The 26,647-nt window shown below is 46.0% G+C and carries 29 protein-coding genes; 8 read left to right on the forward strand and 21 right to left on the reverse strand.

The features are described from left to right. The 4 genes from ABN256_RS17735 to ABN256_RS17750 all read right to left on the reverse strand — a co-directional run bounded on the left by ABN256_RS17735 (nucleotide 1) and on the right by ABN256_RS17750 (nucleotide 4,577). A complete protein-coding gene (locus ABN256_RS17735) occupies nucleotides 1–1,056 on the reverse strand; it encodes a patatin-like phospholipase family protein (RefSeq protein WP_072069005.1) in 1,056 nt (351 codons plus the stop codon). Nucleotides 1,057–1,154: 98 nt separating this feature from the next. Then, entirely contained in the window at nucleotides 1,155–1,463 is a 309-nt protein-coding gene (locus tag ABN256_RS17740) for a BON domain-containing protein (RefSeq protein ID WP_255297126.1), read from the reverse strand. A 620-nt stretch (nucleotides 1,464–2,083) separates the two neighbouring features. Next, nucleotides 2,084–3,673 (reverse strand): peptide chain release factor 3, encoded by a 1,590-nt coding sequence (prfC, locus tag ABN256_RS17745; RefSeq protein ID WP_164526749.1) that lies wholly within the window; start codon nucleotides 3,671–3,673, stop codon nucleotides 2,084–2,086. A 256-nt stretch (nucleotides 3,674–3,929) separates the two neighbouring features. Then, a complete protein-coding gene (locus ABN256_RS17750; protein WP_000854920.1) occupies nucleotides 3,930–4,577 on the reverse strand; it encodes a LexA family protein in 648 nt (215 codons plus the stop codon). A 117-nt stretch (nucleotides 4,578–4,694) separates the two neighbouring features. Here ABN256_RS17750 and ABN256_RS17755 point away from each other — a divergent pair, with 117 nt between their 5' ends. The 7 genes from ABN256_RS17755 to eexS are packed head-to-tail and all read left to right on the forward strand — an operon-like array spanning nucleotide 4,695 to nucleotide 8,370. Next, complete coding sequence (locus ABN256_RS17755) at nucleotides 4,695–4,946, forward strand: helix-turn-helix domain-containing protein (RefSeq protein ID WP_024015942.1); 252 nt, start codon at nucleotides 4,695–4,697, stop codon at nucleotides 4,944–4,946. A 55-nt stretch (nucleotides 4,947–5,001) separates the two neighbouring features. Then, nucleotides 5,002–5,871, forward strand: coding sequence for a hypothetical protein (locus tag ABN256_RS17760; RefSeq protein ID WP_024015941.1), 870 nt, complete (start codon nucleotides 5,002–5,004; stop codon nucleotides 5,869–5,871). After that, complete coding sequence (locus tag ABN256_RS17765) at nucleotides 5,858–6,520, forward strand: DUF6475 domain-containing protein (RefSeq protein ID WP_024015940.1); 663 nt, start codon at nucleotides 5,858–5,860, stop codon at nucleotides 6,518–6,520. Before ABN256_RS17760 ends, ABN256_RS17765 begins: the two co-directional genes overlap by 14 nt. After that, complete coding sequence (locus tag ABN256_RS17770) at nucleotides 6,507–7,055, forward strand: lytic transglycosylase domain-containing protein (RefSeq protein ID WP_024015939.1); 549 nt, start codon at nucleotides 6,507–6,509, stop codon at nucleotides 7,053–7,055. Before ABN256_RS17765 ends, ABN256_RS17770 begins: the two co-directional genes overlap by 14 nt. Then, nucleotides 7,052–7,351 carry a flagellar transcriptional regulator FlhD gene (locus tag ABN256_RS17775; protein WP_000210563.1) on the forward strand — a complete coding sequence of 100 codons (300 nt, stop codon included), beginning with the start codon at nucleotides 7,052–7,054 and terminating at the stop codon, nucleotides 7,349–7,351. The genes ABN256_RS17770 and ABN256_RS17775 overlap by 4 nt, the downstream gene beginning before the upstream one ends. Then, complete coding sequence (locus tag ABN256_RS17780) at nucleotides 7,348–7,881, forward strand: FlhC family transcriptional regulator (RefSeq protein WP_000566755.1); 534 nt, start codon at nucleotides 7,348–7,350, stop codon at nucleotides 7,879–7,881. The genes ABN256_RS17775 and ABN256_RS17780 overlap by 4 nt, the downstream gene beginning before the upstream one ends. A 57-nt stretch (nucleotides 7,882–7,938) precedes the next feature. Continuing rightward, entirely contained in the window at nucleotides 7,939–8,370 is a 432-nt protein-coding gene (eexS, locus tag ABN256_RS17785; protein ID WP_024015938.1) for an entry exclusion protein EexS, read from the forward strand. A gap of 32 nt (nucleotides 8,371–8,402) precedes the next feature. On the opposite strand, the gene ABN256_RS17790 is transcribed toward eexS, so the two are convergent. From ABN256_RS17790 to ABN256_RS17870, 17 genes are all read right to left on the reverse strand, one after another. Continuing rightward, nucleotides 8,403–11,972: a conjugal transfer protein TraG N-terminal domain-containing protein gene (locus tag ABN256_RS17790; protein ID WP_349439849.1), complete on the reverse strand. Its 3,570-nt coding sequence runs from the start codon at nucleotides 11,970–11,972 to the stop codon at nucleotides 8,403–8,405. A gap of 3 nt (nucleotides 11,973–11,975) precedes the next feature. After that, nucleotides 11,976–13,364 carry a conjugal transfer protein TraH gene (locus ABN256_RS17795; RefSeq protein ID WP_064497420.1) on the reverse strand — a complete coding sequence of 463 codons (1,389 nt, stop codon included), beginning with the start codon at nucleotides 13,362–13,364 and terminating at the stop codon, nucleotides 11,976–11,978. A 2-nt stretch (nucleotides 13,365–13,366) separates the two neighbouring features. After that, the gene (locus tag ABN256_RS17800; protein WP_053410251.1) at nucleotides 13,367–14,311 is read right to left on the reverse strand and encodes a thioredoxin family protein; all 945 of its coding nucleotides are present in this window, start codon (nucleotides 14,309–14,311) and stop codon (nucleotides 13,367–13,369) included. 92 nt (nucleotides 14,312–14,403) lie between these two features. Further along, nucleotides 14,404–15,108, reverse strand: a complete 705-nt coding sequence (locus tag ABN256_RS17805) for a hypothetical protein (protein ID WP_024023022.1) — start codon at nucleotides 15,106–15,108, stop codon at nucleotides 14,404–14,406. A gap of 88 nt (nucleotides 15,109–15,196) precedes the next feature. After that, nucleotides 15,197–16,270 (reverse strand): DUF7146 domain-containing protein, encoded by a 1,074-nt coding sequence (locus ABN256_RS17810; protein ID WP_024023024.1) that lies wholly within the window; start codon nucleotides 16,268–16,270, stop codon nucleotides 15,197–15,199. A 91-nt stretch (nucleotides 16,271–16,361) separates the two neighbouring features. Further along, on the reverse strand, nucleotides 16,362–16,703 hold the full coding sequence (locus ABN256_RS17815) for a hypothetical protein (protein WP_024023025.1): 342 nt from the start codon (nucleotides 16,701–16,703) through the stop codon (nucleotides 16,362–16,364). Further along, complete coding sequence (radC, locus tag ABN256_RS17820) at nucleotides 16,703–17,200, reverse strand: RadC family protein (protein ID WP_000797298.1); 498 nt, start codon at nucleotides 17,198–17,200, stop codon at nucleotides 16,703–16,705. Before radC ends, ABN256_RS17815 begins: the two co-directional genes overlap by 1 nt. Before the next feature lie 82 nt (nucleotides 17,201–17,282). Next, the gene (locus ABN256_RS17825; protein WP_053410252.1) at nucleotides 17,283–18,938 is read right to left on the reverse strand and encodes a VWA domain-containing protein; all 1,656 of its coding nucleotides are present in this window, start codon (nucleotides 18,936–18,938) and stop codon (nucleotides 17,283–17,285) included. Between the two features lie 69 nt (nucleotides 18,939–19,007). Next, nucleotides 19,008–19,448 (reverse strand): hypothetical protein, encoded by a 441-nt coding sequence (locus ABN256_RS17830; protein WP_024023027.1) that lies wholly within the window; start codon nucleotides 19,446–19,448, stop codon nucleotides 19,008–19,010. A gap of 61 nt (nucleotides 19,449–19,509) precedes the next feature. Then, complete coding sequence (locus tag ABN256_RS17835) at nucleotides 19,510–20,463, reverse strand: DUF3150 domain-containing protein (protein ID WP_000027441.1); 954 nt, start codon at nucleotides 20,461–20,463, stop codon at nucleotides 19,510–19,512. Between the two features lie 98 nt (nucleotides 20,464–20,561). Further along, a complete protein-coding gene (locus ABN256_RS17840; protein WP_053410253.1) occupies nucleotides 20,562–21,329 on the reverse strand; it encodes a hypothetical protein in 768 nt (255 codons plus the stop codon). After that, a complete protein-coding gene (locus ABN256_RS17845; protein ID WP_024015927.1) occupies nucleotides 21,329–22,288 on the reverse strand; it encodes an AAA family ATPase in 960 nt (319 codons plus the stop codon). Before ABN256_RS17845 ends, ABN256_RS17840 begins: the two co-directional genes overlap by 1 nt. A gap of 209 nt (nucleotides 22,289–22,497) precedes the next feature. After that, nucleotides 22,498–23,514 carry a YqaJ viral recombinase family nuclease gene (locus ABN256_RS17850; RefSeq protein WP_024015926.1) on the reverse strand — a complete coding sequence of 339 codons (1,017 nt, stop codon included), beginning with the start codon at nucleotides 23,512–23,514 and terminating at the stop codon, nucleotides 22,498–22,500. A gap of 60 nt (nucleotides 23,515–23,574) precedes the next feature. Beyond that, nucleotides 23,575–23,718, reverse strand: a complete 144-nt coding sequence (locus ABN256_RS17855; RefSeq protein ID WP_015066581.1) for a hypothetical protein — start codon at nucleotides 23,716–23,718, stop codon at nucleotides 23,575–23,577. Between the two features lie 82 nt (nucleotides 23,719–23,800). Beyond that, complete coding sequence (gene bet / locus ABN256_RS17860; protein ID WP_000414662.1) at nucleotides 23,801–24,619, reverse strand: phage recombination protein Bet; 819 nt, start codon at nucleotides 24,617–24,619, stop codon at nucleotides 23,801–23,803. A 79-nt stretch (nucleotides 24,620–24,698) separates the two neighbouring features. Continuing rightward, nucleotides 24,699–25,118 (reverse strand): single-stranded DNA-binding protein, encoded by a 420-nt coding sequence (locus ABN256_RS17865; protein ID WP_012368368.1) that lies wholly within the window; start codon nucleotides 25,116–25,118, stop codon nucleotides 24,699–24,701. Nucleotides 25,119–25,133: 15 nt separating this feature from the next. Then, entirely contained in the window at nucleotides 25,134–25,460 is a 327-nt protein-coding gene (locus ABN256_RS17870) for a hypothetical protein (RefSeq protein WP_048608521.1), read from the reverse strand. Between the two features lie 366 nt (nucleotides 25,461–25,826). On the opposite strand from ABN256_RS17870, the gene ABN256_RS17875 reads away from it, so the two are divergent. Then, nucleotides 25,827–26,429: a hypothetical protein gene (locus ABN256_RS17875; RefSeq protein ID WP_048608523.1), complete on the forward strand. Its 603-nt coding sequence runs from the start codon at nucleotides 25,827–25,829 to the stop codon at nucleotides 26,427–26,429. The last annotated feature ends 218 nt before the right edge of the window (nucleotides 26,430–26,647 follow it).

Below are 26,647 nucleotides of genomic sequence, written 5' to 3' on the forward strand. Positions count from 1 at the left end.
TTAAACCTGCCTTACATCAGGGTGCACACTTCTTGTTCCTTGTTGAATAATAGAAGCATCCTCCGCTTTGTCTGCCTTTGCTTCTTGCTCAAATAAGCTAAAGATTTTTTTATCATGCTGTTTGAATTTTTTCTTAGAAAAATGCTGACCTATTGTCGCTAAAAAATAGCGTCCACAGCGTCTACCTACATGATAATCATGATTTAATGCATTTAAACGACTACCTAATGCACTCGATTGTAATGTCGTTGGTGGATAGATTTCGATAACCACAACATCTTCTGGAGGCGATTGAATAAATTTAAGTGTTTCGGTATAGGTTTCAATATGAACTTGAGCCATCGCCATAAAACGTTGCAAACGGCTATTTTCGAACCATTTACCCATGCGATCGACCCACTCAGTTGTATATTGATATTCAGAAGGAACCGTGCGCACAACAACAATAGTACGACACCCCCGCCGATAAGCTTCCCTGACTGGAATAGCATCACTTATCCCGCCGTCATGATAGACAACATCATGGAATAAAACACCATTACGATAAAAAGCAGGAATTGCACTAGATGCTTTGATGATATCAAGCCAAGTTGGCTCATCTGGTTGAAAATAATTTGCTTGGAAATTATCAGAACGACTGGCTACCATATAAAATTCACGGCCAGTATCAAAACGCCGTAATGCCGTTGGCATATCAAGAGGCATTTCTTTTGCTGTCGTTTCTATATACCAATCTAAATCTAATAAATTACCACCACGAACAAATCGGATGGGATTAAAAAATTGATTATTAGTTGTATAACGATTAATAATTTTACGTGCATAGCCACGCTGACCACAGGCAAAAGCGGATAAATTTTGTGCACCCGCAGACACCCCAAGCAAAATATCGAAGGGATCGAATTGTGAACGCATAAATTCATCAAGAACACCTGCGGTAAAGATCCCACGTTGACCTCCACCTTCACAGACTAAAGCGACTTTACCTTGTGGTAAAGATGATTGAAATTCGAGTGCTGTAATATTATTTAATGTGACAGGTACATACTTCCCCATAATGTCTCCTTTACACAACTTAACAAAGGATACCCTCACATTTTTTCGGCGTCATTCTTTTTACGTATTCATACAAATAAAAAAAAACAAACTTTAATTTAGGAACGAGTATTTACTGAAAAATCAACACTTTTCACGCCTTCTACTTTTTCAATAATTTGCATAATTTGCGCTTCTTGTTCTTTATTCTTAACAAAGCCTGTCACAGATACATGACCAAATTCTGTACGAATAGAAAGTGATTCACTATCAATGCTTTCGATTGGCAATAATGTATCTTTAATTTTTGTAGAAATAGCCGTATCGCTGATAGCGTAACCTGTATTATTCGTTCCACTATTAATTTCGCTATACCATGATACTTCAGCTGATGCTCCCATACTGACAAAAGCAAGCCCCATGGACATGAATAATGCTAACTTAAACGTTTTATATTGTTTCATTGCTCTCCCCTTAATCACAATAACTGAGTTAGGAAATGTGTGTGTTTTAATATCTTTATTTTTATGAAGCATTACAAAAATTTAACAAATTAAGTTATTACACTAATAAGCTATTAATATTAAATAAAGCAAAAAATAGCAAATAAAGACTAATCCTAATAATTTTATTCTAAAAACAACAAATAAAACTATAAAAAATTTTACATATATTTATGAATAAGTGTAAAAACAGGCGTCATGTTAACAGAAAAAAAAAAGAGTAATTCCGAATGAAGAAGGGTTTTTCGGTAGGATATTAGGGATATGCAAAGGGCATTTAACAAAAAAATTGAGTCTCTTACCGAGCTTTTTTAAGTACAAACACTCAACCAAATAAAGAAACAAAAAAGGCTATATTAAAAATATAGCCTTTTCATTAGATTACATACTCTAAATAGCTTGAAGTATGCCAAGTATTTTTACTCTAAATAATTCAAGTTACAACTAGGCGACAAGTGAATAAGTCGCTAGGAGCATACATAAGTATGTGACTAGCGCGAATGAACGTAGTCAACAACGTTGTAGCTTGAAGTATGACGAGTAAATTAGTGTTCGCGTGTTTGATGGAACTCCACATCAGGATAACGCTCACGCGTTAAGTTCAAGTTCACCATCGTTGGTGCGATATACGTTAAGTTATCGCCACCATCTAGTGCCAAGTTTTGTTCATTTTTACGTTTAAACTCTTCGAGTTTCTTCTCGTTATCACACTCAACCCAGCGTGCCGTTGAAACGTTAACGGATTCATAAATCGCTTCAACGTTATATTCACTCTTAAGTCTTGCAACAACCACATCAAACTGAAGCACACCGACTGCACCGACGATTAAATCGTTATTTGCCAATGGCCTAAAGACTTGTACAGCACCTTCTTCTGATAACTGTACCAATCCTTTAAGTAACTGCTTCTGTTTTAATGGATCACGTAAACGAATACGACGGAATAACTCTGGCGCAAAGTTTGGAATACCCGTAAATTTAAGAATTTCACCTTGAGTAAAAGTATCACCAATCTGAATAGTACCATGGTTATGAAGACCAATAATATCGCCAGGGTAAGCATGTTCAACGTGGGAACGATCGCCTGCCATAAAGGTTAATGCATCTGAAATCACTACATCTTTTTTGATCCGGACTTGATGTAATTTCATACCTTTATCATACATACCAGATACAACACGTAAAAATGCTACACGATCCCGGTGCTTAGGATCCATATTTGCTTGGATTTTAAAAACAAAGCCGGTGAACGTTTCTTCATTTGCTGTAACTTGGCGCATATCTGTTTGGCGAGGCATTGGTGCTGGGGCCCATTTTACAAGGCCATCAAGCATGTGGTTAACACCAAAGTTACCTAATGCTGTACCAAAGAACACTGGCGTTAATTCACCCGCTAAAAAGGCTTCATGATCAAATTCATGAGATGCACCTAGTACTAACTCTAATTCGTCACGTAATTGGCTTGCTAAATCATCACCTATCGCTTCATCAAGCTCTGGATTATCTAATCCTTTAATGACACGAGAATCTTGGATAGTGTGGCCTTGACCTGTTTGATAAAGATAAGTTTCATCTTTGAGAATGTGGTAAACCCCTTTAAAAAGTTTTCCACAACCGATAGGCCAAGTAACCGGACTGCAAGCAATTTTTAGCTCAGTTTCAACTTCGTCCATGACTTCCATTGGGTCACGAATATCACGGTCGAGTTTATTCATAAAAGTTAAAATTGGAGTGTCACGTAAACGTGTTACTTCCATTAACTTACGTGTACGATCTTCGACCCCTTTAGAAGAGTCAATCACCATTAAACAGCAGTCAACAGCCGTTAAAGTACGATAGGTATCTTCAGAGAAGTCTTCATGCCCTGGGGTATCAAGTAAGTTAACTAGACAATCAGCATAAGGGAATTGCATAACTGAAGTTGTAATAGAAATACCACGTTGTTTTTCCATTTCCATCCAGTCAGATTTTGCATGCTGATTTGAACCACGCCCTTTTACGGTTCCTGCACGTTGAATCGCTTGTCCGAATAACAACACTTTTTCAGTGATGGTTGTTTTACCCGCATCGGGGTGCGAGATGATAGCAAAGGTCCTTCGCTTATTGATTTCATTAAGAAAATCTTGGTTTGCCATGTATAAATTCTTTTAGTTTGTACACGGATTTGTACACACTTTTGGAAGTACTCTCTTTTCAGTTCTTCGCTTGTCAAATCCGTCGTGTTAATCGTAATTGGCCGCTATTTTCGCTGATCTTGACTTTATAAACAATCAATGGTTATCTAATCGGTTACCATTTACTCTCAGCGTGCACCAATGCTCAGTTGTAGCTGTTTGCAATCGTTGCTTCTTCAGCTAATGAACAACTGTGGCTAAACCACAAATTCCTTCGCTACCAGAAATCGATGATAGCTTGTCGTACTACACCGATGATGGTGCAGTTGCCGTTGATCGGTATTGCAGGGTATTGCGGGTTCAAAGGTTTTAGATACTTCTGTTCACCATCAATAACCAACTGCTTAAAGGTTGCTTCTTTCGAATCATCCAAACGCGCAACAACCAATGAACCTGAAGAGTAAGGTAACTCAGGATCAACAACGATCACTGCCCCCTCAGGTATGGATTTTTTTCCGCTTGGATTTTCCATACTGTCGCCTTTTACGCGAAGTGCGAAACAACCCTCATGTGCTTTCCCAGTGACTTCACGCCACTCCTCAGCATCTTCATGGGCAAATCCCTCCGCTATTTCAGTCCAATCACCGGCCTGAACCCAGTTAATGAGAGGAATTCTTCCCTTAATATCAGGCCCGACTTCTACATTACCGACCCCCAAGCCAATCTCGCCATCACCTGTGGCGAGCCAATGAGCATTCACGCGAAGCGCCTCCGCGATCTGCATGGTGTAACGAGACCTAGCCGATTTACCAGAGCAAATCTGGCTGATCGACTGCTGTTTGATACCAATGCGACGAGCCAACTCAGACTGAGTTACCCCAGTAAGCTGCAAGGCATGGTTTAGTCGTTCGGATAAAGTTTTCATAAGCCCGCATTCTACAAATAAAACTGTAGTCTTTCAACAATTTTAACTGTTGACTTATCTACAGTTTAAACTGTAACATTCAATCTTGTAACAGTTATTATTGTAATAGGAGACGGTATGGAAGTGTTCAAAACGACACAAAAACATCTCCGCCGTGCCATTGACTTGGTCGGCGGGCAATCAGCATTAGCAAGAGCCATCAACTCAAAACAGCAAAACGTCTGGTTTTGGTTGAATAAATCAGGGCGTGTTCCCGCTGAATTCGTTTTACCCATCGAACAAGCTACGCAAGGACAGGTAACCCGATCTCAGTTAAGACCGGACATCTATCCCGAATGCCCAAGCGAGCTGAAAGCCAGTAACCAGTAGGATTAAGGGCAAGTAATGGTCAGCATTTTACGTAAACACAGAAGCGAGTACCTCCATGCGTGATTATGGCAAGGTCTATACCCGCTTTTGGCTAAAGCAAAACGTTTTGTCCTGGAGTGACTCTGCGAAGTTGCTAGGACTGTATTTGCTTACATGCCCACATTGTAATTTGCTTGGCTGCTTTCGACTGCCGATTGGTTACGTTGCTTCTGACTTGAACTGGGATGAGCAACAGGTTGCCAAGGCGTTAAGTGAGTTAGAACAAGATCAGTTCCTGATTCGTTGCGAGGGATCTGGTTGGACTTTGATTCGAAGCTTTCTGAAGCACAACCCAATCGAAAACCCAAACCAAGGTAAGGCAGCCTTTCGGTTGCTTAAAGATGTACCTGCCGACTTCGTTGGTATGGCATCGCTTTTGAAATCTCTTGCCGCTTTTCAAGCTCGGCTTCCAGAAGAATTTTCATCATTGTTTATGCCTGATGGCAACCCGGTAAGGGACTCTCAACGGTCGGATGACTCTGAGAGAAGCAATAAACCAACAGTTAAAACTGTTGACCAGATACAGTTTGAAGACTTCTGGGATGTACAAATACGCAAAGAAAAAAAAGCGAAAGCCAAAGAAGAATGGCTACGCATGGGCCTCAATGAAGACCATGAACTCGCCTTGGAAGTGCTAACACGCTGGAAAGAGCAACGAGACAACCGATTGCAGTATCAAGATCGGACTAAGACCCCTATGCCACATAACTGGCTTTTAAACCGGCAATGGGAAGACGAGTACGTTCGCATTGATGAAGTACAGCAATCATCGACGAGCCTAAAGGGCAGCAATCACCAATTGAATATTGAAGAAAGCAATCGCCGCATTGCTGAAAGCTGGGCCGGACCAGGTATTCGGGAGGTTCGTTCAAGTGCAGGAGGTTGATAAACGCGAGTTTGCTGAAATTTGGGGAGCAGCTTGGGCCATGTATGGCAAAAGCGTATCACCGCAATTGCTATCCATCGCATTTGAAGCCCTTCGTGCTTATAGCATTGAAGAAGTGCGAATCGGTCTGACTCGGCATATTCAATCACCGGATACTGGGCAATTTTTTCCAAAGCCCGCTGACGTCATCAAGCATATCGACGGCAACTCAGGTTCAAGAGCCATGGTTGCTTGGAACAAAGTTGACAAGGCTGTTCGTCAGGTTGGCGCTTGGACATCCGTGATGTTTGACGATGCGCTTATCCACCGCGTGATTTCAGACATGGGTGGATGGGTTGAACTCTGCAAGGTTGATGACAGGGAATACCCCTTTAAGCAAAAAGAGTTTTTAACACGCTACCAGGCTTACTTGCTGCGGGACGAAGTGGGTGAATACCCAAGGCTATTACAGGGTATTGCAGACCATCAGAACCAGCAAAAAGGATTTGATATGCAAGCGCCGGTTGCCGTAGGCGACTGGTCAAAAGCGGCACAAGTTTATACGAGAGGCATCGCCGACTTTAGCGCAGTGCCATTAAAAAGAATAAGCCCGAAAGCCATTCAGGCGCTTCTCGGAAATCAATTAGAGGACAAAAATGAAAACGATTAAAGCAAAAACCATTGCCCTAGTGATAGCCATGTCCGCAAGCACTTCAGTCTATGCGTTTCCGGGCTATCAGTGGGAAAAAGCAGCACATAGCGTTGGTATTGATCCAGTCATGCTCTACGCCGTTGCCTTGGCTGAGTCGGCCTCACATCGTGGTCTCAACATGACCAGTCCATGGCCATACGCAATTCGCAATGGTTCAAACGCAACCTACGCCAAATCTAAGACAGAAGCAGAGCAACTGTTAAACCAGGCACTGCAAGAGACTGAAAAATATCAGCTCGATATTGGCCTTATGCAAATCAATTTGCATTGGCATGGGCATCGGGTGAGCTCAGCAGCGGAACTGCTAGACCCCATCACCAACCTTACGGTCGGCTCAAGTATTTTGGCCGAAGCAATCAAGTCTTCACCAAATGATTTAGAGCTTGGCATAGGCCGCTATCACAGTTGGAACGAAGAGCGTGCACGCTGGTATGGGCAAAGAGTGCTTTCTATCTATCGCAATATTTTACATGAACTGGAGGTCCGTCAATGACAACCAATCAACAAGACTTCTATCAATTAAATTTGGCGTACCTACACGCAGCACGAGAATTGGCGCGAATTGATCCGCAAGAGGCCGTCTTGCGCTTTGGACTTACACGCGACGTGGTTGATGCTCTGATTAATGCTGGTGTTGACGACCTGCAACGAGTGGCGACCTCATCATTCATGCTGTTTCAACCAAGGGGTAACCAAAGCCAACTGATTGAGATGGTGAAGAGCAAAGGCACAGGTATCCCAAGAATCGCTTATTTATTATCAACCCTAAACAACAAGGGGGATGCATGATTGATAACCTGTCCAAAAGTGAGCTATTTACCCGAGCCTCGCTGCTTATTAAATACGGATTTCGAACAACCATTATCGCGCTCGATACAGGTTTGCCAATCCACATTATCAGAAGGCTCCACAAAGAAGTGACTGGCAAGTCACCTTGTCCTGGTCAATTGCCAGAATCTGATGCCATCGTCAAAAGCAGAAGAGCATTAGTTGAAGGCTCCCTGCTTATGGCGCTTTATGTCAATATTGGTGGTGATAATGTCTACAAGCAATTAAATATCGATGCTTTGATGAAGGCTTACGATGCGTATTTGGTTGCAAGAAAAGAAGCAGATCTTCCAGCTGAGATCCCCTGGAAAAAACTGACCATCAATGAAGGTTGGGTTCTAGCTCGTGATTTAAGATCACAGCTTGCATCCTTACACCGGTGTCGATGCGGCAGTCTGTATTTGACGGTATCACAACAGCGCATTCAGCTTAAATGTCCTGTGTGTGAGATTATGGCCGAGCAAACCACTAGAGCACTTTTTGAGAACTAACATGCAGATGCATGATTTGATTGTGCACCTCCCGTGCACTTTGAGAGTACTAAGAAGATGACAAACTTACTTAAATCTTTACCAGCACGCTGCTGGTTTATATCACTGGGGCTTTTTCTGGCGACTTTGGCTGCGGCTCATTTCTTTCCTTCAGAAATATTAACGGCATCTGCCAAGTTAGCGGCTTTGCCATTTCTGTTCTGCACCGTCGTTTTTTTCAGCTACTTGGGTTTCAAAGCGACCTGTAATCCCATCGGACTTATAGCCATAATCACTATGCTTGTAGCAATCGCATATTGGCAAGCGAGTTGGACAATTGTTGGTTTGGGACTCTCTTTCTTAGCTATTTGTACTGGAATTAGATTCTTGAGTAGCCAAGTTAAAGATTCGGGTAGAACTTTGAGCATTGAAGAAAAATGGTATTGGTATAAGCTCCATTCGTTTTTTGATGGCTTTTATCCAAGGTATCCCAAAAAGCCAAAAAAATAGCCAGCCAACCACAAGCTGGCTACCTTCTATTTTCAGTTCCTTCCTGATGCCTGGTTATAAGCCCTAATATCGATCAAGTTGTTCTGAGCATAATCTCCCGCAAGCGATGCATTTGAGATCACCGCTATCTGCTTATCCACAAATGCTTTATCTTCTTCAGACACACTGTCAGGGATGTAAGCGCCACTCTCATCCTTTTGACGATACTCATTTAGCATTTGCTCCCTTAGACCTAGCATTTCAGGCGACCAACTCGATGAGTCTTCAGAGTTGAATACGCGTCCCGCCAAACCTTCATTGAAAGCTTGAGCGAACACTTGACTTTGAATCGGGGTCAATCCCATTCTCTGCCCTTCGCTGTATGCTTCCTGTTTGAAATCATCGGCATACTGTTCTAAGAACTCACCATATCGATTGTTAACTGCCGCACCAAATGCCCCCGCCAACATGGCTTCAGACTTAGTGCCCCAGTTTACTTCGGAGGCATACTGCGAACTCGATCCACTGTATGCATCATTAAACGCCGTCAATGGATTTTCCAAAGAGGTTCCGGCATCAACGGCGGCTTTTAACCCATCCCAGGTTGATTTGCTGGCCACCGTTGCGTTGTGCAAGAAACCTCGTGAGCCAGGATCTTCAAGCGCTTGTTCTTTGTAACTCTCATAGTCTTCGCCAAAGTGATTCAAGGTATGCAGAGCTGCATCAGTATGCTTGCCACTGAAATCACCAATAGCACTGGCGCTGTTGAAGAACATTTCAGCACCAGAAACTCCGCTATCATCAGCCATAATGCGTGATCGCCACTGAGATCCAGCTTCACTGTTTAGTCCAGATTGATAGGTACTTGTGTCAGTAGCTACGGCCTGCTGAGCTTGCTGCTGATGCGCATTCAACTGTCCATCTATACCAGACAGATTGGTTTGGTAAGCCGATTGAGCTGCGTTGAACTGAGTTTGAACTGTTGCTGCATCCTCGTAGCCGCCCAATACACCCGATTCAACTTGGCTTTGAGTACCACCAAAAGTAGGTGCAGTTGATGACAAGCCTTCATTTGAGCGCGGCTGAATTGATCGTAAATCGGCTCCGGTAGCCATGGCCATAACCGTCATTGCAGCTTGATAATCATTGTCGCGTTCAGCGGGCGTTGAAGAGTTGCTATAGGTTAAAGACTCCATAGCTGCCGCTACATACGCCTGATTATCATCAGGTAGCAAGCGCTGATACATTGGAAGGTTTTCACGTAAACGGTTACCTGCTTCAACATGCTGGTTCATATAGCGACCTAAATAATCCATGACTTCAGGATTGTCCGCCGCTAATCGGGTTAACGTCGCACCATCAGTATTTCTTTGTCCTGATAGACTGTAGCTGGCCTGATCAAGCTCACTAAAGCGATTTGATGCCGTGACAACGTCTTGTGCTGAACTCTGAAGTGACTGATAGTCTTGGTTAGACAACGACATTTCAACGCCAGAACGTCTTGAATCTGAAAGGTCCTTAACCATCGCATCGCGATACTCAGCACGTCGTGAATCACTTAATGCCAAGCTTTGCATCTCCCCAGTGAGCGTATTTGCGGTCGTAGATCGAGAACTGCCTTCTGACGACTCAACTTGGCCACTAAAGTTACCACCTAAATCCAGCCCTGCTCGTACCCTTGATAGTTTTGGTACACGAGATGAGTCTGGCTTATCGACTCCTGGCAAGTTGCCCTGTGGAGAATCATTGCCGCCAGTACCAAGAAGCCTTCCAAGAAAGCCCTTATCAGCAACTTCTTTCTCACCGGGATTAGTAATGGTTCCATCGCCACCGACCCTTAGGCCTCCCGATAGCACGCCCGATACCAAGCCACGTACAGCATCTTTTTTATCGTCTCCAAAACCATACCGAGTTTGCAGGTCATCAGTAACCTGATTAACAACGGCGCTAGATGCGGAGTTAGAAGAACCAATCTGACGTCCAACCGAAGAAAGGTTGTCGTAACTTAGCTTTTCACCAAAGGTTCGACTCATGGTATTGCCAACCTGACGGCTAAAGGCTTGAGTTGCCTGAGTCATGGATTCTTTTGCAGAGCCGACCATTGAACCCACTGCGTTTCCGACAGAGAAACTGCTTAGTAGGTTTGACGCGCCGGTCATAGCAGAACCAGTGAGGGCTGAATTTTGGAACATTGACTGTGATTGCATTACCGGGGCATTTTTCGCGACATCTGGACTTGCCAGCTTTTCATCAATGGCATCACCGTTTTGTAGACGCCCAGCCAAGTGGGTAGCGGTTATTGCTGAGCCATAAACGAGCATGAGCGAAATCGCCGGAACACTCGACGCCAACATGCCGCCAGTAGCTATCCAGGTTTGCAGCACTGAATCCATCTGCATCATCCCAGCAAAAGATGGCACTTCTGTACCTGCAAAGGCATCAAGAGCAGACATTTTCCCTGCAACGGTTAAATGAATATACAGGTTAATGATGGCCATGACAGGCATCCAAAGTTGAATCCAAAGCAGGATTAACAAGTACTTCCCAGCCATTCGCATCCCGATTTGGCCAAGGGCTATCACAAAGGCCATCAATGGGGTGATGGCGTAAATGAACCCCTCAAAAAACGTCATCATCGGACGAACGATACTCTGGAACAGGGTCTGCTCCGCCGCCCATTGCGTATTACGCTGCTCAATCGCTTGGTTAACCATAACGGCTGCGGTGAAAGCTTGATCATCCATATACTTGCCCGTCACGCTTTGCTCATAAATAGGCAAAAGCACTGACGCGGTCATATACTCTTGGGTGTTAACCGAAGCCAAACCAAGGTTATTCAGTGCATTTCGGATCACGTCATCAGTGTCCGTTGCTGACGAAGTCCCCAATGAGGCTGACAGAACCTGTTTAAGCCTTGGAATGAAGGTTGATTCTGTCATGAGTTTCAGTTGGCTATAGGCATCGGTGCAGTCCAGATCGCTACTGCTACCACTGAGCATGATTCGAGTGCCATAAATGCGCGAATCAAACCTAATCGCTGTCATCGGGTTAGGATCACTCAGCACCTGATCGAGGTTCTTTTGGCCGATGTCGATACCAATCAAGGTGCACTCTTTGATGTAGTTAAACCACGATTGCTCGATGTCCGAGCCGCCGACACGATTTGCATCACCCAACCCAGAGCGATCCATCACCTGTTTTCTCACTTTAATCAGTGACTGTAAACTGGATGCAAAGCCGTATTCCGTCATCGCGGGAGTTGAGAAGGCGGTTTCAAACAATCGCGTGATTTGAAAGCCAACAGTCGAAATCGTACTACCTGCGGCAGCAACACCGATGGGCACATTATCAACCACTCGAACTTGTCCGGTGTACGTATCCTCAATGCTCACTCGGGTACTGGGTCCAAACATGGTTGCAAAGACTAGCCATGAGACTAAAACGTGTTGAAAGTTAATCCCACGACCGCCTTGCATTAAGGCCTGGACAGAGACCATCAATACCCCAATGAGCAAGCCAATGCGAACCATTGAAGTAAAATCGCCTGTACCAGTGATCATCGCGACAGCGTTCAGGACCTGCTCTAAAAAAGCCGAATCCCCGATGGAATAGATTTCCCACATGACCTATTCCCCCAGCGCCGTAGATTTAACGGTGTAATAACGCTGTTTGCGAATGGTCTGTATCACCTGGTTAAAATGTGCCAGCAACTCTTGCTCTGAGCCGTATCTTCGCTGCAACGCGGCGTACTCCTCATTGATTTGGCGACGTGCACGTTCAAGGTCTTCCGTTAATAACTTCGCATAGGCATGATCTTCCACACCGGAGGTACTTCTAGCTGCATTGAGCATGTCTTCAACTAATGCTCGGGCCATCTCAACAGCAATAAATGGTGCCGCTCGTGAAGCAAACGACCTAGCGGCCCCTTCATTTAATGCAGAAAGAGTTCGAATCATGCCCCCAATGCTGGCAGGAGCCGAGGTCATAAAAGCCTTTTCGGTGGCGCTAGCAGCCCCTGTATTTCGAGCAAACTTAAAAATAATGCCGTTACTAGAACCTGTACCAAGAAGTAAATTTTCTACCTGAGTTGATAACCCGGTAAGAGTCACGTTAGTGATTATTGGGTTCAGACAACCGTCTTGCGTCACTGTGTCACATCGGTACATAGCGACGTTACCGCCATGAATTAGATGTTCAATAGTCACTTTATTGCCATTCAGTCTGGTCAGTTTCGGGGCTTTACCTTGACCATCAGCCGCATTCGCTAAATCACCAACGATGATCGAGCCCGTCACGGACATAACCGCTTCAAGAAAACGGTCATCCCCCGATGCAAACCAGCTTGATGCCGAATGACGTTTCAGTGCTCGCCAAACCAAATTACCTTTAATCGTTCTGTTTACATCAGATGCCGCGACACTCGAAGCGTTCTCATATGGGTTCTTACCATTGGACTCACTCCAACTGGTAAAAATGTCCCCAGCCCCTTTAAGTGAGCTCAACATGCTGGCTTCTGTTTGCCCCTTTTTACCAAAAGCAGCCAGGGTATCGTTCACGACTCCCTGAGCCATTTGACAGGAATTACCAAAATACTCGTTCAACTGCTGGATTTTCTTTTGCAGTGTCTCCATGTGCTGAGAGCATTTCTCACACATAGCACTGAGCGCCAATTGGAATGCATACCCCTTGGCGTTTGCAGCAACAGAGCGAAGTAATTGAACAAACTGATCCGCGTTAACAAATGACAAACTTCCCGCGAACATATCAATGCCGCCACAACCGGCTTGGAATGACGGTGGCACCATAGAGACGAGGTTCTCGTTCATGATCCTGTTACGAACAACAACGCTTCCTCCAGATATAACGCCACGCCGCTGACTCTCGAATACACCAGGCGCAGTGGTGTTGGTCATTGAACCAAACAACTGGTTCATCTCCTGTTGCAAGCTTGCTTGGCTCATAGATGAAAAACCAATCGCACAGGCGATTAGCGATACTCGGATTACTTTTTTCATTGTTATAACCCTCCTTGTGCACGCAGATAGCGAACAAGGAACTCAGGGTCCTGTAATATCTTTTCGTTAAGCTCTTGGGCTGACATCGCGAGTGACACGCCGGGTTGAACAGGTCTGGTGGCATAGTAAGTTTGATCGTCAATCCAACCGGCTTGATGGGCTGCGAGAATGATTCGATTATTGAGCTCATCAAGGCTCATTGCGCCTTGTCCAATCGGAGTAATAACGTTAGGCGGGTCAACTAAGAACACGGCAGGGACAGTCGTAACGGACAAGGATTGGGCTTGTCCTGAATCGACTTTGTAATTGGGAAACTCTCCACCGGGTAAAGGCAAGCCATCGACAGCAATAGCAAACACCTCGAACCCATAGTTCAAGGCCATAGATTCGATGATAGGCGCTTGAGCATGGCAATAAGGGCAATCCGAACGATAGAAAAAGAACAAACCAGCCCGCTTCGCTACTTCACCTAAAGCTACATCACGTTGAGTGCCAGCTTCTCGATCCATCCGATTGGCAGCATAGGTCGCCAAGGGTCTGCGACTGATTTCATCCAAAACAGGATCGCCCATGACCACCTGCTGACTAACATCAGCAAACTGTGAGCCCTTATCCATCATGACGCGCTGGAGATACAGATAGGCTCTGACGTTCTCATTCGTCGGCTCATCAATTGCCTTGTCCATGAACGACTGCATGTGCTCACGAAACCAGGCAGCACTGAAAGGCTTTAGCCCGTCCTTAGTGGGCTCCACAACACCAGATTTCGGCTTCATTAGGTCTTCAGACTCGGCTGGCTCGGGAATGACCTGATACCAAAACCAACCTTCCTGACCACGCTGATAGAATTGCCCATCACTAGCATAGGCGGGCAAGATGAATAGAAAGAAAATAATGATTGGGATGGTCACCCATAGGATGAACCAAGGTAACAAAGGCGTTCTCATTGTCAGCTCCAGAAATTTCACAGAGCTAACATGCTAAAGATCCCCGTAAGAGCGATTGGCCAGATAGATGAAGGAATCGTGTGTGTTTCTGACTATCTATTAAACACTGTTACTAACGTAAGTGCTTTGGCTGATGGCACCATCACAAAGTGCATACCAGAGCTCCCATGACACCAAAACTCTGCCTGTACGAAATATTTTTTTGCTTTCTTTGAAGCTATACATTCTGGCAATAAAGATTTTGCCAATTCTGTGCTACACAATTTAGCGCACAAAGCCTTCCAAGGATGCTTAGGTACACCGCCTGAAAGCCGTTCCACAAACCTTTCCAGTGCATGACGAGTCACCACGACAGGCCCAATGTTCGGAACGTTGATGACCTCATCGATTTCTCTCACGGTAGCATTATCGACGCTGTATTCTTCGAAGGAATATGAGAGCCAATCTTCCCGTTTCTCTACCGATATCTGTGCTTCCTGGTATCGAGTGAGCAAAAACCTAGTCAGGCTGTAAAGTGAATGCTGAGTTGAGCGTTGTTTCTGTAACTTTTTGATAGCTCCTTTACTGACCCGGATTTGAAGCCCATTACCGCTTCGGTTACTCCCCATCACCTCTTTCACTGACAGTAGGTGATGAATCGCATAGAGCTCAGCTGCAATTGGCTTTTGCTGCTCAGTTAGCTTGTCGTATTGCTCACCTAAATCGACCTTTAGTTCACCACCTCTTCGAAGGCCGGTCTTCCAGTAAACCGTAAACTCACCATCAATCTGCTTTGTTAACAGGGTTAATACCATCATGTTTGTTTCTCCTATTGGTTATCTATTTTTCATTCTCCATGATTTTTCAAATATGCAAGGCGCAAAAAAAGGGCCGAAGCCCCTTAGATCAGATATGAACTTTCGGAAAGCCCATGGCTCCGTAAACATTCAGCACATCATTCCAATCCCAACTTTTCACGCCAAGTGACGTTGGTATCGGAGGGATCAGAACTTGTGTCAGAATGCCTTTTTGCCAGGCTTTTTTCTTGAGTTCATTCGCTGCATTCAGGCCGGTCTCAGAGAGATCGTGATCTGCCCAGATGTACAGCATTTTCACATTACTTGGTGGTTCAAACCTAGCCAGTAGCGTTGCATTCACAACCGACCAACATGTCTGTCCCGTAGCTCTGGTAACCGCTAAAGCTGTTTCGATGCCTTCAGAAACACCTAATACCTCACCAGGCTCACCTATCGGAATGGCACCACCAGTGATTGTTCTGTCACTTGGTATCGGCATCATCTTTTTAGGCTTTTCAACCGGCGCTTTGAATCCATCTTCACTTAGGTAGATCCGATGAAACGTGGCCGAACGCCCTTGCTGAGTAACGATTTTACCTAGCAGCGCTGGGTAGCTATCGATAAACAAGCCATCTTCATCATGGTAAGGCAAGTTTGGATGATACCTCAGCACCGAATCCCATTCAGGACGAAGCCGGGTAACAATGCCACGACGATGCATGTAGTTCCAAACTGGTTGCGCACGAGTATCTGCAAGAGAAAACGTTTCTCCCCAGGTTTGATTCAAGCGATGGATAATCGCTTTGTCCTCGTCCTGCTTTCTAGCCTTCCAATCAACTGCGTTACTCGGTATTGGCCGAATAGGCGCTTGTATTTGTCCGGGTTGAATACCAAGAACCTGGCCGATTGCTTCAATAGACTGAGCAAAGTTCCATCCATTAATCCAAGACAACAGTTCAAAACCATCATGAAAGATACCGCAGGTGTTACAAACGCCACCTCCGGTATATTCAGCATCTTTGAATAGCCTAAAGCCATCACGACCGCCATGAACAGGACAAGCCACATGACGGCCCTTTCGAGCAATGGCGGCATCAAGTTCTGGCACCAATACCGCTAATACTTGAAGCCATTGGCCATTAAGATATGGCCTTACTGTTTCAATTTGTAAAGGTAACGCCATATAACCTCCTTAAGTAAAAAGCCGACTCCTACCACTGGTGGTAAAAGTCAGCTTGGGTCCTGCATTGAGCCGTTTGGTTAATGCAGGAACGTTAGTCAAGCTGGATACCATGTCGTCTTAATAGCCACATGATGGAATCACGAAGCACATCAGGATCGACAACCGCAGCCATCGCGCAAACACGAAAGCAAAATGGCGTTAATTCGTCATTTTGAATCCACGACAACACATCCCTTCGCAATCGAGTACTGACACGACCGTCCAGCAATACACGGATCGCATCCAATAGAATGCCTTCGCGTAACTGCCAGATTTCCGTGTCAGACCAAGTGACTGGGGCATCATCAAACTCAAATAGAAATTCGAGCTGTGATGACGTGTGTTGATAGGACTGCTTTTGTGATGAAGGAGAATGGGCAATGCGCCCATTCATTAAAGATAACCGCGTTCGGCAAGCGAAACGCAGCCCTCGGATGCGACCACGACATGGTCAAGCGTTCGAATATCAACAAGTGACAAGGCGTCACGGAGTCGATGAGTGATGCGTTTATCAGCTTCACTGGGTTCAGGATCACCCGATGGATGGTTATGAACCAGTATCACTGCTGCCGCATTAAGTTCTAGCGCTCGTTTTGTTACTTCCCTTGGATAAACGCTCGCTGCATCTAAAGTGCCTTTGAACAGCTCTTCAAATCGAATAACGCGATGCTTTGTATCAAGAAACAGTACGCCAAAGACTTCGTGCTCATACTCGTGCATCAGTGTTTGCAGGTATGAGAACGCCGACGATGGCTGTTCAATTTTTCGACCTTTACTCAATCGACCACGGGCAAGCTTGAGCGCCATATCTAAGATATCCGCTTCAGTCACTTGCTCAGGAACGATGTAAGTACCGGCTTCTTCGCCAGCTAAGAACTTTCTGTTTTTCATAGGAGTCTCCAAAAAAAACGGAGACGAACCCATGCCCAGGCGGGGACGGAATCGTCCCCGCAGGGTGGTAAAATGGATGTGGTTACTGAATTATCAGTTGTTGTGTTACTTCGAATAACTCACGCTTCAGATCTTTGACGTCGTTAATCACGATGCTTCGAGGAAAGAATTTCTCAACACTGCGTGTTTGAATCCCGATCCCCAGCAGCTCAAAGCCACTGCGTCTGCACCGGTCAACAATGTCATGCGTGGCAGCCCAATCATCTGGGTCACCATCCGTTAGCACTATCATTAGCTTTCGCTTCTGTTTTTGTGCCAACAAACTGTTTGCCGCAAACCACATAGCTTGTGCCATAGGCGTACAACCTCTTGGTTTTTGGTCAAAACAGGCGGCCCGATGTCGAACCGATTGCTTGGGCAATAACGCGATAGAAACTTCCTGATGAATACCAGGAAAATAACTGACCGCAGGTACAACACCCGGTATACCTTCCAATGCCATGGCTAAAGCCAAAGCGGCTTCATTGGCAACATGAAAATACTTGCGATTACCTTCGCCAATGGGCTTACCCATTGAGCCCGATATATCGACAAGCAAGTGCACAGCAGCATTAGGCGCAATGCGGGGCTGCCTTTGAATAAACAATCTCGACTCACCTGCTTGTGAAGCGGCAAGACGATGAGTTGCCACTCGAAGACCGTACCGTTTGGCATGATTCCGATTGTCCTGACTGGACTGAACCATGCCCCTAAGTCGGGCTCGAATTTGAGCCGACTCAGACGCCGATAAGGTCAAGATAGCCTCATCACCCAACATAGCTTGCTCTGCTTGGGGCAAACTGAGTGGAGTGACGCCCTGATGTCCTTCTGCTTGTTCCGACAACACTTCTGCCACTTGTGCAAAGGTATCGGGTTCAAAGTGAGCGGCACTGGCCTCTAAGGCTTGTCGCAAATTATCAGCTTGATCAGAGTTATCTGAATCACTCGTTTCAGCAGCATCCCCTGTTGCAGACGAACTTGTTTCCGGGGTTTGACTGTCACTACTGCTATTGCTGTCATTACTCGCATCTTGTCCAATGTCATCACCGCCATCAGCATCAGACTCATCCTGTGGTGGACGAGATTCTTCTTCCAACATGGCAACGATGGCATCGACAAGTTTCAGCACTTCACCTGTAGATGCCAGGCTAGGCACTGCTGTCAGCATGGCGCTTAACCGGCTCATCGCTGCGGCAGGAAAGAGTTGTCTCACTCTTTCATCAACAGCTTGATACAAAGGCGTCAGCGCTTTCTGGCCCAGAAAATGGCATCTCAAGCGAAACAACAACCAGGCTTGCAAGTTAGATGCAGGCTCAGGCTGTTCAGGTACACACATTTGCTGTGTGTCCACCATGTACTCAATCACTTGCGAAATACTGCGCCGGGTTCCGGGGTAATCCTTTGCCAATTCGTTTTCAATGCGCACATCCTCAATAATATTGAGAAGTGCCTTACGGATCGGCTTAGACGACGCCTTCTTCACCATGTCAAAATTGGTATGCCGAATATGCGCCGCTTCATGAGCCAGATAACCCCAAGCTATTTGTTGATAGTGTGGGTCGTCTGGGTTTGCTGTTGGGATCACAATCCGCTCACCATCGGTAAACGCATCTTGTCCTTGAATAAGCACCTTCACACCAAACTTTTCGCCATAAGCGGCGGCAACGATTGGCAGTGCATTTTTTAATGGATGATTCATGGGAGTCTCCTAATCATTAGGGGGAATACTCCCTCAGCGGGAGCGTTTCCCCGCTGGGAATGTAAGTGTTTAAACCTGTGCTTTTAGCTTAACCAGGTCGTATTTTTGACCTAACCAAGCCACCAATTGAGCGGTACTCTCGTGCTGCTCAAATGACGTTTTAAGCTGGTCTAAACTCAGGATGTCATCCAATGTCAGACCATACTGGTCTTGTAACTGAGTAGACACCTCGTGTTGATATTGCAGCCAGGCCCGCTCATGAGCGGTTTGCTGCAATGCCATGTTTGGAACAAACACCATGGCCGTTACCCAAACACCTTGCCCGTCCGCATCTGCGATCAATACAGGGTTCTTGGGGATCACGACACTATGTGTTGAGTACGATCGTTGTACTAACGTTCGACAACACGCCACTTCTGGTATCGATTCACTTTCAACCGCATCAGTCACACCACGAAAATGCGGTTCAAACTGGTTCAGTTGGCTGGGGTTATGGATGGTTGATTGCATAATTTCCTCTTACATAGTTCAGAGGACATGCGCCCTTAAGGGCAACATGCCCTCAAGGACGTTAGAAATAAAATGAGTTTGGTACAGTCGAACCAAGGTTTGGTCTGACGGTTGGTTGTGGTATTGCACGTAAGTTATCTGCCTGAGCAGATACTGGCTGTGCGGGTTTAGGTTCAGGTTTGGGCATCAGTTGTCTGATATCCAATTGACCTTCACCGTGCATTCTCATCTTGTCTGGATCAGACAAAATTAAAATGGTCGCCATCAGTTCGTGATAGAGATTGTCTGTCACAGGGCCGGTCTTCGGCAGACGAACAAATAAATTGTCCATCGCTTCAACCATCGGCTGAACTCGATGATCCAGGAATGACAAACCATCCAACTTGTCTCTTAATCGCTTGAGAGGATTAAGGGCACGCTGACTGATTTGATTCTTTCCTGCAACGGAACGCTCAAACAGTTCATTAGCATCACGAGCCACCTCCCTAAATAGGGTGTGTCCCATGCCATTGACCTTGTCATCTAAGCCACCAGCTTGTTCAGCCGGTTGCATTCGATAGATGGCATAATCGAACTGAAGCCGTTGTTCCACGTCTTCGATGGGTGACAGCGCACGCCGAATTGCATCTGCAAATTCCGGGTGTTTCGCAACCCAGTCAAACGTCACCTGATCATAGTTGTCCAAGAACAACTGCTTGCACTGCGCAAACTCCTGACCGATCCTGTCAAGCTCTGGAACAATCTGATCAATTCGGTCTTCAGGGACGGCATAGCCACCTAAAAACCGCACACCGACTTGCTCACACAAGCGCTGCGCTTCTTTCTTAAGCCTTTCAAAGTTCGCCAATGCCTCTGGGTCGCAAATTTTTTTACTCCCTAAGCTGGCAACATCCTTCGGTGGAAGTTGGCTGCCATTGGCTAATCTGAAATCTTCAGGCCTTAGCTTTTTTCTACCGCTCCAGATGGAACAGTCGATGTGACAAATCAACAGTTTGTCGAGGGTTTGAATACTCATAGTGCATCCTCATGCGAGATGGGGACGCACCACTCCCAACAGGAGCAATGGCCCCCGTTTGGGTGGTAGTAGTTGACGCGCTAATGGCAATACCACTATCAGAAATAGTAATTTTGCGAATCAGGCGACGATTGGTTGAGATCGATTTTCACAGGCATTAAGTCCAGTGCTTCAGCTATCGGGCGAACCCGCTCTAAATCACTGCCTAGCAACCGCAATACATCTTTTTCCAACTTCAGTTGGTCGGATACTTCTATCCCTTCAGGACTCGCTACTGTGAGCGAACACAGTGGTGGTAATTGACGCTTAAAAGCCAGTAACAGCAACAATGGCCACGGGCCATCATCAGTGTTAACAATGCCAGCGCCTTCACCTGACACCATGCTGATTTGATTGGTACTAGGTAATCCGCTTTTGCAAAACCCTAATGACCATTCTCCAATCCTGACTTGGTTATCATCAATAACAGCCAAGCCATAGGCTTCAAGCAGCTTTGCCATATCGAACAACGCTTTTTTCGCCAGCGATATTTGGCCATTGACGTCCTTGCGAGTACGAAACTCCCAACTGACGTTATTGACGCACGCGACACTATCTAGCGCATTTGAGAGTTCAAATGGCCGCCCTTGATGATCAATGCCGACTTGTCCAACCAATCGATAACCCTTGTTGATTTTCTCATTGATTCGTCGGTCTGCTTCAGCGTTAGGATCAGTCGAATCAATCAATCGCTGCTGCGACAATTGACCGGCTTTTCCAAACCGAACTTCAATCTCCTGGGTATCCGATCCAACGTAAATGGCCCATTCTTTGGCTGTCCCATCAGAATGACGGTAACGGTAAAGAGCAAAGCACTTATCCATCATCAATCCTCCCAATGGTCACCGAAGACATCAGCGGCAATACGGTGAATGGCTTCTCGTTGCTCCAACTCAGCACGAGCCGTCAAAGACCGAACCAGTGCATACTCCACTGCGTTAGGAGCGCCTTTAAAAGCAAGTGTTAACTTTGCCCAGCGCACCAAGGTCCGAGTGGACATAGTGATACTAAGCTCAGCACCACCATCCGCGCCCCCAATAAAGAGACGACGAATGTCACCAGCCACTTTCACCATTTTTTGGCGAAAGACTTCTGGCAAGCCCGGCGCAACGTTCTCCAGAATGGCTTCCTCTACAGAAGGCTCTGCATAGGTCGCTTCGATGATTCTAAAGCGATCAAGAAAAGCCAAATTCTGTTGGAGCACACCTTGATACAAGCCCGTTTGGTCACCGCTGCCCGCACTGTTGCCGGTAGCGATAAAACGAAACTTGGTATGTGGCATGATGATCTCACCGCCATTTTGTGCGATGACCAACGGGGCACCTTCCAAAATGTCATTGAGCCCAGCCAGTTCAGCAGGCTCAGCAAGATCCATTTCATTAATGATCAGCAAATGGCCATGCTTGACAGCCAGTGCCAGCGGCCCATACACAAAGGTCATGTTGCCATTAACCAGTGTGTGGTGACCGATAAGATCGGACAACTCCAATCGACCGTGCGCAGTAATTTGCTGAACAGGCCAATTCAATCGAGAAGCAACTTGGCAAATTAGCGAGGTCTTACCGCATCCAGTGGGGCCTGTAATATACAAACCGTCACCGTCTGGGTGAGACAAGAACGCCAATACGTCACGTAAGTCTTCTTTTCTAAAAACATACTCGTCCTTGCGAACGGGAATGTTTGGATGGGTAGTGTCGGCACTAAATCCTTCCAGAACGAAAGCATCAGGAGCCGGGACATTAAACGCTTGATTCACTTGAACCAAAAATGGGGATTGTTCTGTCATGGTAAACCTCATTAGTTTTAACGAGGCCCCATGCCCCAACAGGGAATGAAGTCCCCGTCGGGTGGTGTGTTGATTGTGGTATGGCTGTGTATGTAAGAGTTCAGCTCGCTCTATCATTCGTACCCAGCATTGGCTACGAGTGAAACTGCTTTCTGATGCACTCGATGTAAGCGCATGAGAAAGGAGCCGAAATCGGCTCCAAGTGAACGTTAAAAGTAAAATGAGCTCGGCGAGTCACCTGGCAGAACCAAGTTATCTTGCTCAAGACTGATTTTGATTGGTGTTTCAACGGGCTGCTCTGGCTTATTGGTGCTAATGCGCAACCGCTCTTGTGGCGCTTTTCGGTAAGCGGCTAAAACCTGTTCATCCAGCTCGCCTAACTTATCGGTGGCCAATTGCTTATAGTCCACCGTGCCCGCCATCATGTAGCGGCTGAGTTTGACCCCAGCATAGTCGGCATGAGCGTAGTTACCCATCATGGCGACCAATTTTGACTGGGCGTCTCGCATTTCCTCTTTCAAAGATTTAATGTGATTTTCCAGTCGGACCACTTCGGCATGTGCTGAGCAATACTGTCGAGACAGCGATGTCCAACGGTATTGGGCTTCACCCTTGGGAACAAAACAATCTTGCTCAGGGCATTTTGACGGCTCTTTTTTGGTCTGTACTAACTCCCAAAACTGAAGCGCTGTTTCTTGCAACTCAGTTAAGAACGCCGCGTCTCGCTGTATTTCAAACTCAATCAGTTGATCCTCAAAATAGAAAACCAACCAACCTCGCGTGCTATTGGCGACCAGTATTTGATGCTGTACTTGCACCCAATACAACTGGTACGCCTCGCTTTGTTCTCGGTGAGCTTGCACATCCTCAAAAACTGACTGGCAAGGACATTTCAGTTCAACGGGTTCGCCCGCATCGTTGATGCCATCAAAGCTGGCTCGAAAGATTGCGTTATGATCGGCTTCTGCACATGACGGCAGAAGAAAGTCATTATGCGCATTCTCAAATGCTCGCCTTGCTTGAGGCTCCAACCTTATACCACGAAGCACATTTGGATTATTCGACAGGTCTTCCGGTAATACGAATCCGGTTTTTTCTGCCCATAATCGCCAAGGTGTTTTGTAGGGTGAACGCCCCATAATAATTGGGGCTTCAGATGCCGTAACCCCTGCAATGCGCCACTGGTGCCATGCAGGAGTACGTTGTGATAGGTCGATAACCTTCATATTGCCTCCTTTGAAGGGAGACTCCCCTGAAGGAGAGAACTCCCCTTCAGGGTTAAGTGGTTACTTTGCAGCTTGTGCTAACGCTGTTTGGTGCTGAACAACACTTGCTTGAACCGAATCAATTGCCGCTTTACCGGCTTGAATCGAACCTAAGACAAGGGCAACAACCAATACCAAGCGAAAAAGTGAGGCTGATTTAGTCATGGAAGATCTCCAAAAAAAAGACGAGACCTTCCCCCTGACGGGAGAATAATCCCGCCAGGGTTAGTAAAATGAATGCGTGGCGCTAAGAAGCTAAAGGCTGTGTGAGCGCTTTGGCTGCTTGTTGCTGAGCATTAAAGATTTCTTGCTTCGCAAACGTCAGCTCAACACCTTGAAAATGTTCATTGGCATATTCCAATGCACTATTCCAAGCGTTTGAAGCTTCCGCCCGCTCGATAAGCTTGTAAACAAGCCCTCGGGTTCGATCATCAACTTGCTCGGGTGGAATCACAGATGGCTCAACAACGTGTGTTGCTTGGCCTTCGATAATTCGCTCCGCTTCGTCTTGATCGAAAATTCCCACAAAGCCAAACGCAATGCGGGAACACTGGATCATGGATTTATGTCTTAGCATTCGCTTAGTGTGCGTCTGCCATGGACCATCTACACGGTAAGGGCCATTTTTGCCATTACCTTCAAAAGGCGGTCGATAGACTTCATCCAGATACTCAGTGATTTTGACTGGGTGCGAACGGTCGCGCCGATAGATGATGCATTCCATCCATTCAGGGCATTCTTTCGCGCCATCCAGTGAGACTTTGTTTTCTGAAGTCTTGAACTCCATGCCATCAAACTGGTCGTGTTGATTGATGATGCGAGACCATCCATCGACACCTACCACTGGGATAATCCCAGCTTGTTTATCAGGGAACGCAAAAATCTCTTTGGTGAAAGGGTTCAAACCGTACTGATCTGCAACCACCAAGAGCGCCATCATCTGCTCATTGGTCGGTGCACTACCGTCACGTTGCTTGAATGCTGTTGCTTTTAGGGTATCGAACAACTTGTTTGGATCGACACTAAAGCGCTCAGCAAAGCGTTGGATTAGCTTTGGTTTTTCCATTATGGACTCCGACAATCAAAGTGGGAGTCTGCCCCTGACGGGAAAGTACTCCCGGCTGGGTTAAAGCGTTATCGCTCGGTTAAAAATCTGGTTCAGGATAAGTTTGTGCCCAATTAGCTTGGGAGCTCGCATCATCCGCCGGTGATGGCTCAGATGCTTTGTTCACACTATCAAGAAGCAGAAACTCATCCGCGTCCACTTCGGTCAATCGATGCTTAATGCCATCTTTCTCCCATGAGCGCGTGCGCTGAGGCCCTTGAACAAAAAGCTTCGCTCCTTTTTGGATCAAATCTTTTGCTCTTAGCCCTAACTTAAATCCACCACGATCTCGAAAAACGACCCGATGCCATTCCGTATGCTCTTTGAGCTCATTGGATTGACGGTCGCGCCATTTCTCAGAAGTGGCCAGTGAAATGCTGGTCACTAAATCACCTGATGGATAGGCTCGCGTCTCTGGCTCAGAGCCAACGTAGCCTATGAGTGTTACTTGGTTTTTCATGATGTTCTCCTCGTCTTAGTTGAACTCTGTGCACACAGTTGCTTCTACCCGACTGGGCAAAGAAGACTGACGACGCAGATAGGTTGGTATTTCGAGTAAAGCCATGTCGTACTGATGTGGCTCTTTGTAAAACGCAGATGTCAAACGGGGCATACCAGGAGCTTTAGGCACTGCCATTGGACGACGTTTTGATGTTGGTGTGAGCAATCGCTTGATTTGAGTAAGTACAAATCGAAACGGGCGCACGGTTTGACGAGCAAGTAATCGCAAAAGCGACCAGCTCAGTTTTGCAAGCAACATAATGCCTGCGATTTGGATAATAAATCCGAAGATATATTCCATTGGTGACTCCTTAATTTGGTTGTGAAGGAGTCACCCCAACTGGGGAAAACTCCCCCAGTTGGGTGGTGAAAAGGCGAACCGTAAGGAACGCATGGTTGCGCATGTAAAAACATGCAGGCTATTTGTTTAAGGAGGCTAGCTACCTCTTAGTACCACTGAGAAAACTCAGCGGCGGGCTTCCTTTGAGCTCATGCTCTCAGGCGCAGATATCACTGAAACAGATCAGCAATATTTGATAGTCAGTGTAACCGTCTTATCCAGACAGGATAGTTAGAAAGATGCTCAATTCTTCCACCTAGCTGAAAGGCCATTACCGCACAGAGGATTAGGCTAGGGACTGATTATTGTCATATCAGGAGCAAACTTATGGCCCAAGCAAGACCCAATTACTCAAAACCCATCTTTGAACAATCATTCACAATTAATAGCTTACAGGCGCAACGTGTCGTTGACCGTGTTTTTAGACGGACGGTCAGTGCGCTTTACGGAATCGATGTCATCCTGCGCATCATCGGCGATGAGAACGAAATTGATGAAGTGGAACAGATCATTAGCCAGTTGATCGAGGATTGCGCTAAGGCGGTAGACAACGAACAAGCTCGTTTAGACAAATTGATGGAGTCCAACGGTATCGATGAAGTACCTGACTACACCGACCCGATTACCTTCAACGCCAAAATAAGCTCGCCTCAGGTTGGCCAGTTTGTCGGCTTAGTGCGCAAACTCGATGCGTTAATGATCTCAATGGACACTCTCTGGTTGTCTAGCGTGCTTAGCAACAAGCAACGCGTTGATGGCAACTACGCATGGCAACAGCGCATTATCAAACTTGCACGACGCATTATTGATATCGAAATTCGAGCACGAAAATCAGCCCAAGCTAAGGGTAAAGAAGCAGAAGTTGAGCAAGCGGTGCCTTCAACCGATGACGATATCACTGAAGAGGAAACAGATAACCCCGCCAACTAGCCAACTAGGCTCCCATCAACCAGCCCCTCTCGAAGGGGCTCTTCATCTTGCTGTATTTTCTATCAAAATCATTAAAATGAATTTAACTGTCATTTTTGGCCAAGCTACATGAATAGAACTAATTTTTTCGTTACTTTCTTTAGGGTAAGCGGATTAAATGGTTGATCTTACCTTTGCATGAGAGTGAGACAGACCGGCATCTCATCGGATTATCTGGT

The organism is Proteus sp. fly-1008, assembly GCF_040140305.1.
GTDB lineage: Bacteria > Pseudomonadota > Gammaproteobacteria > Enterobacterales > Enterobacteriaceae > Proteus > Proteus vulgaris_B.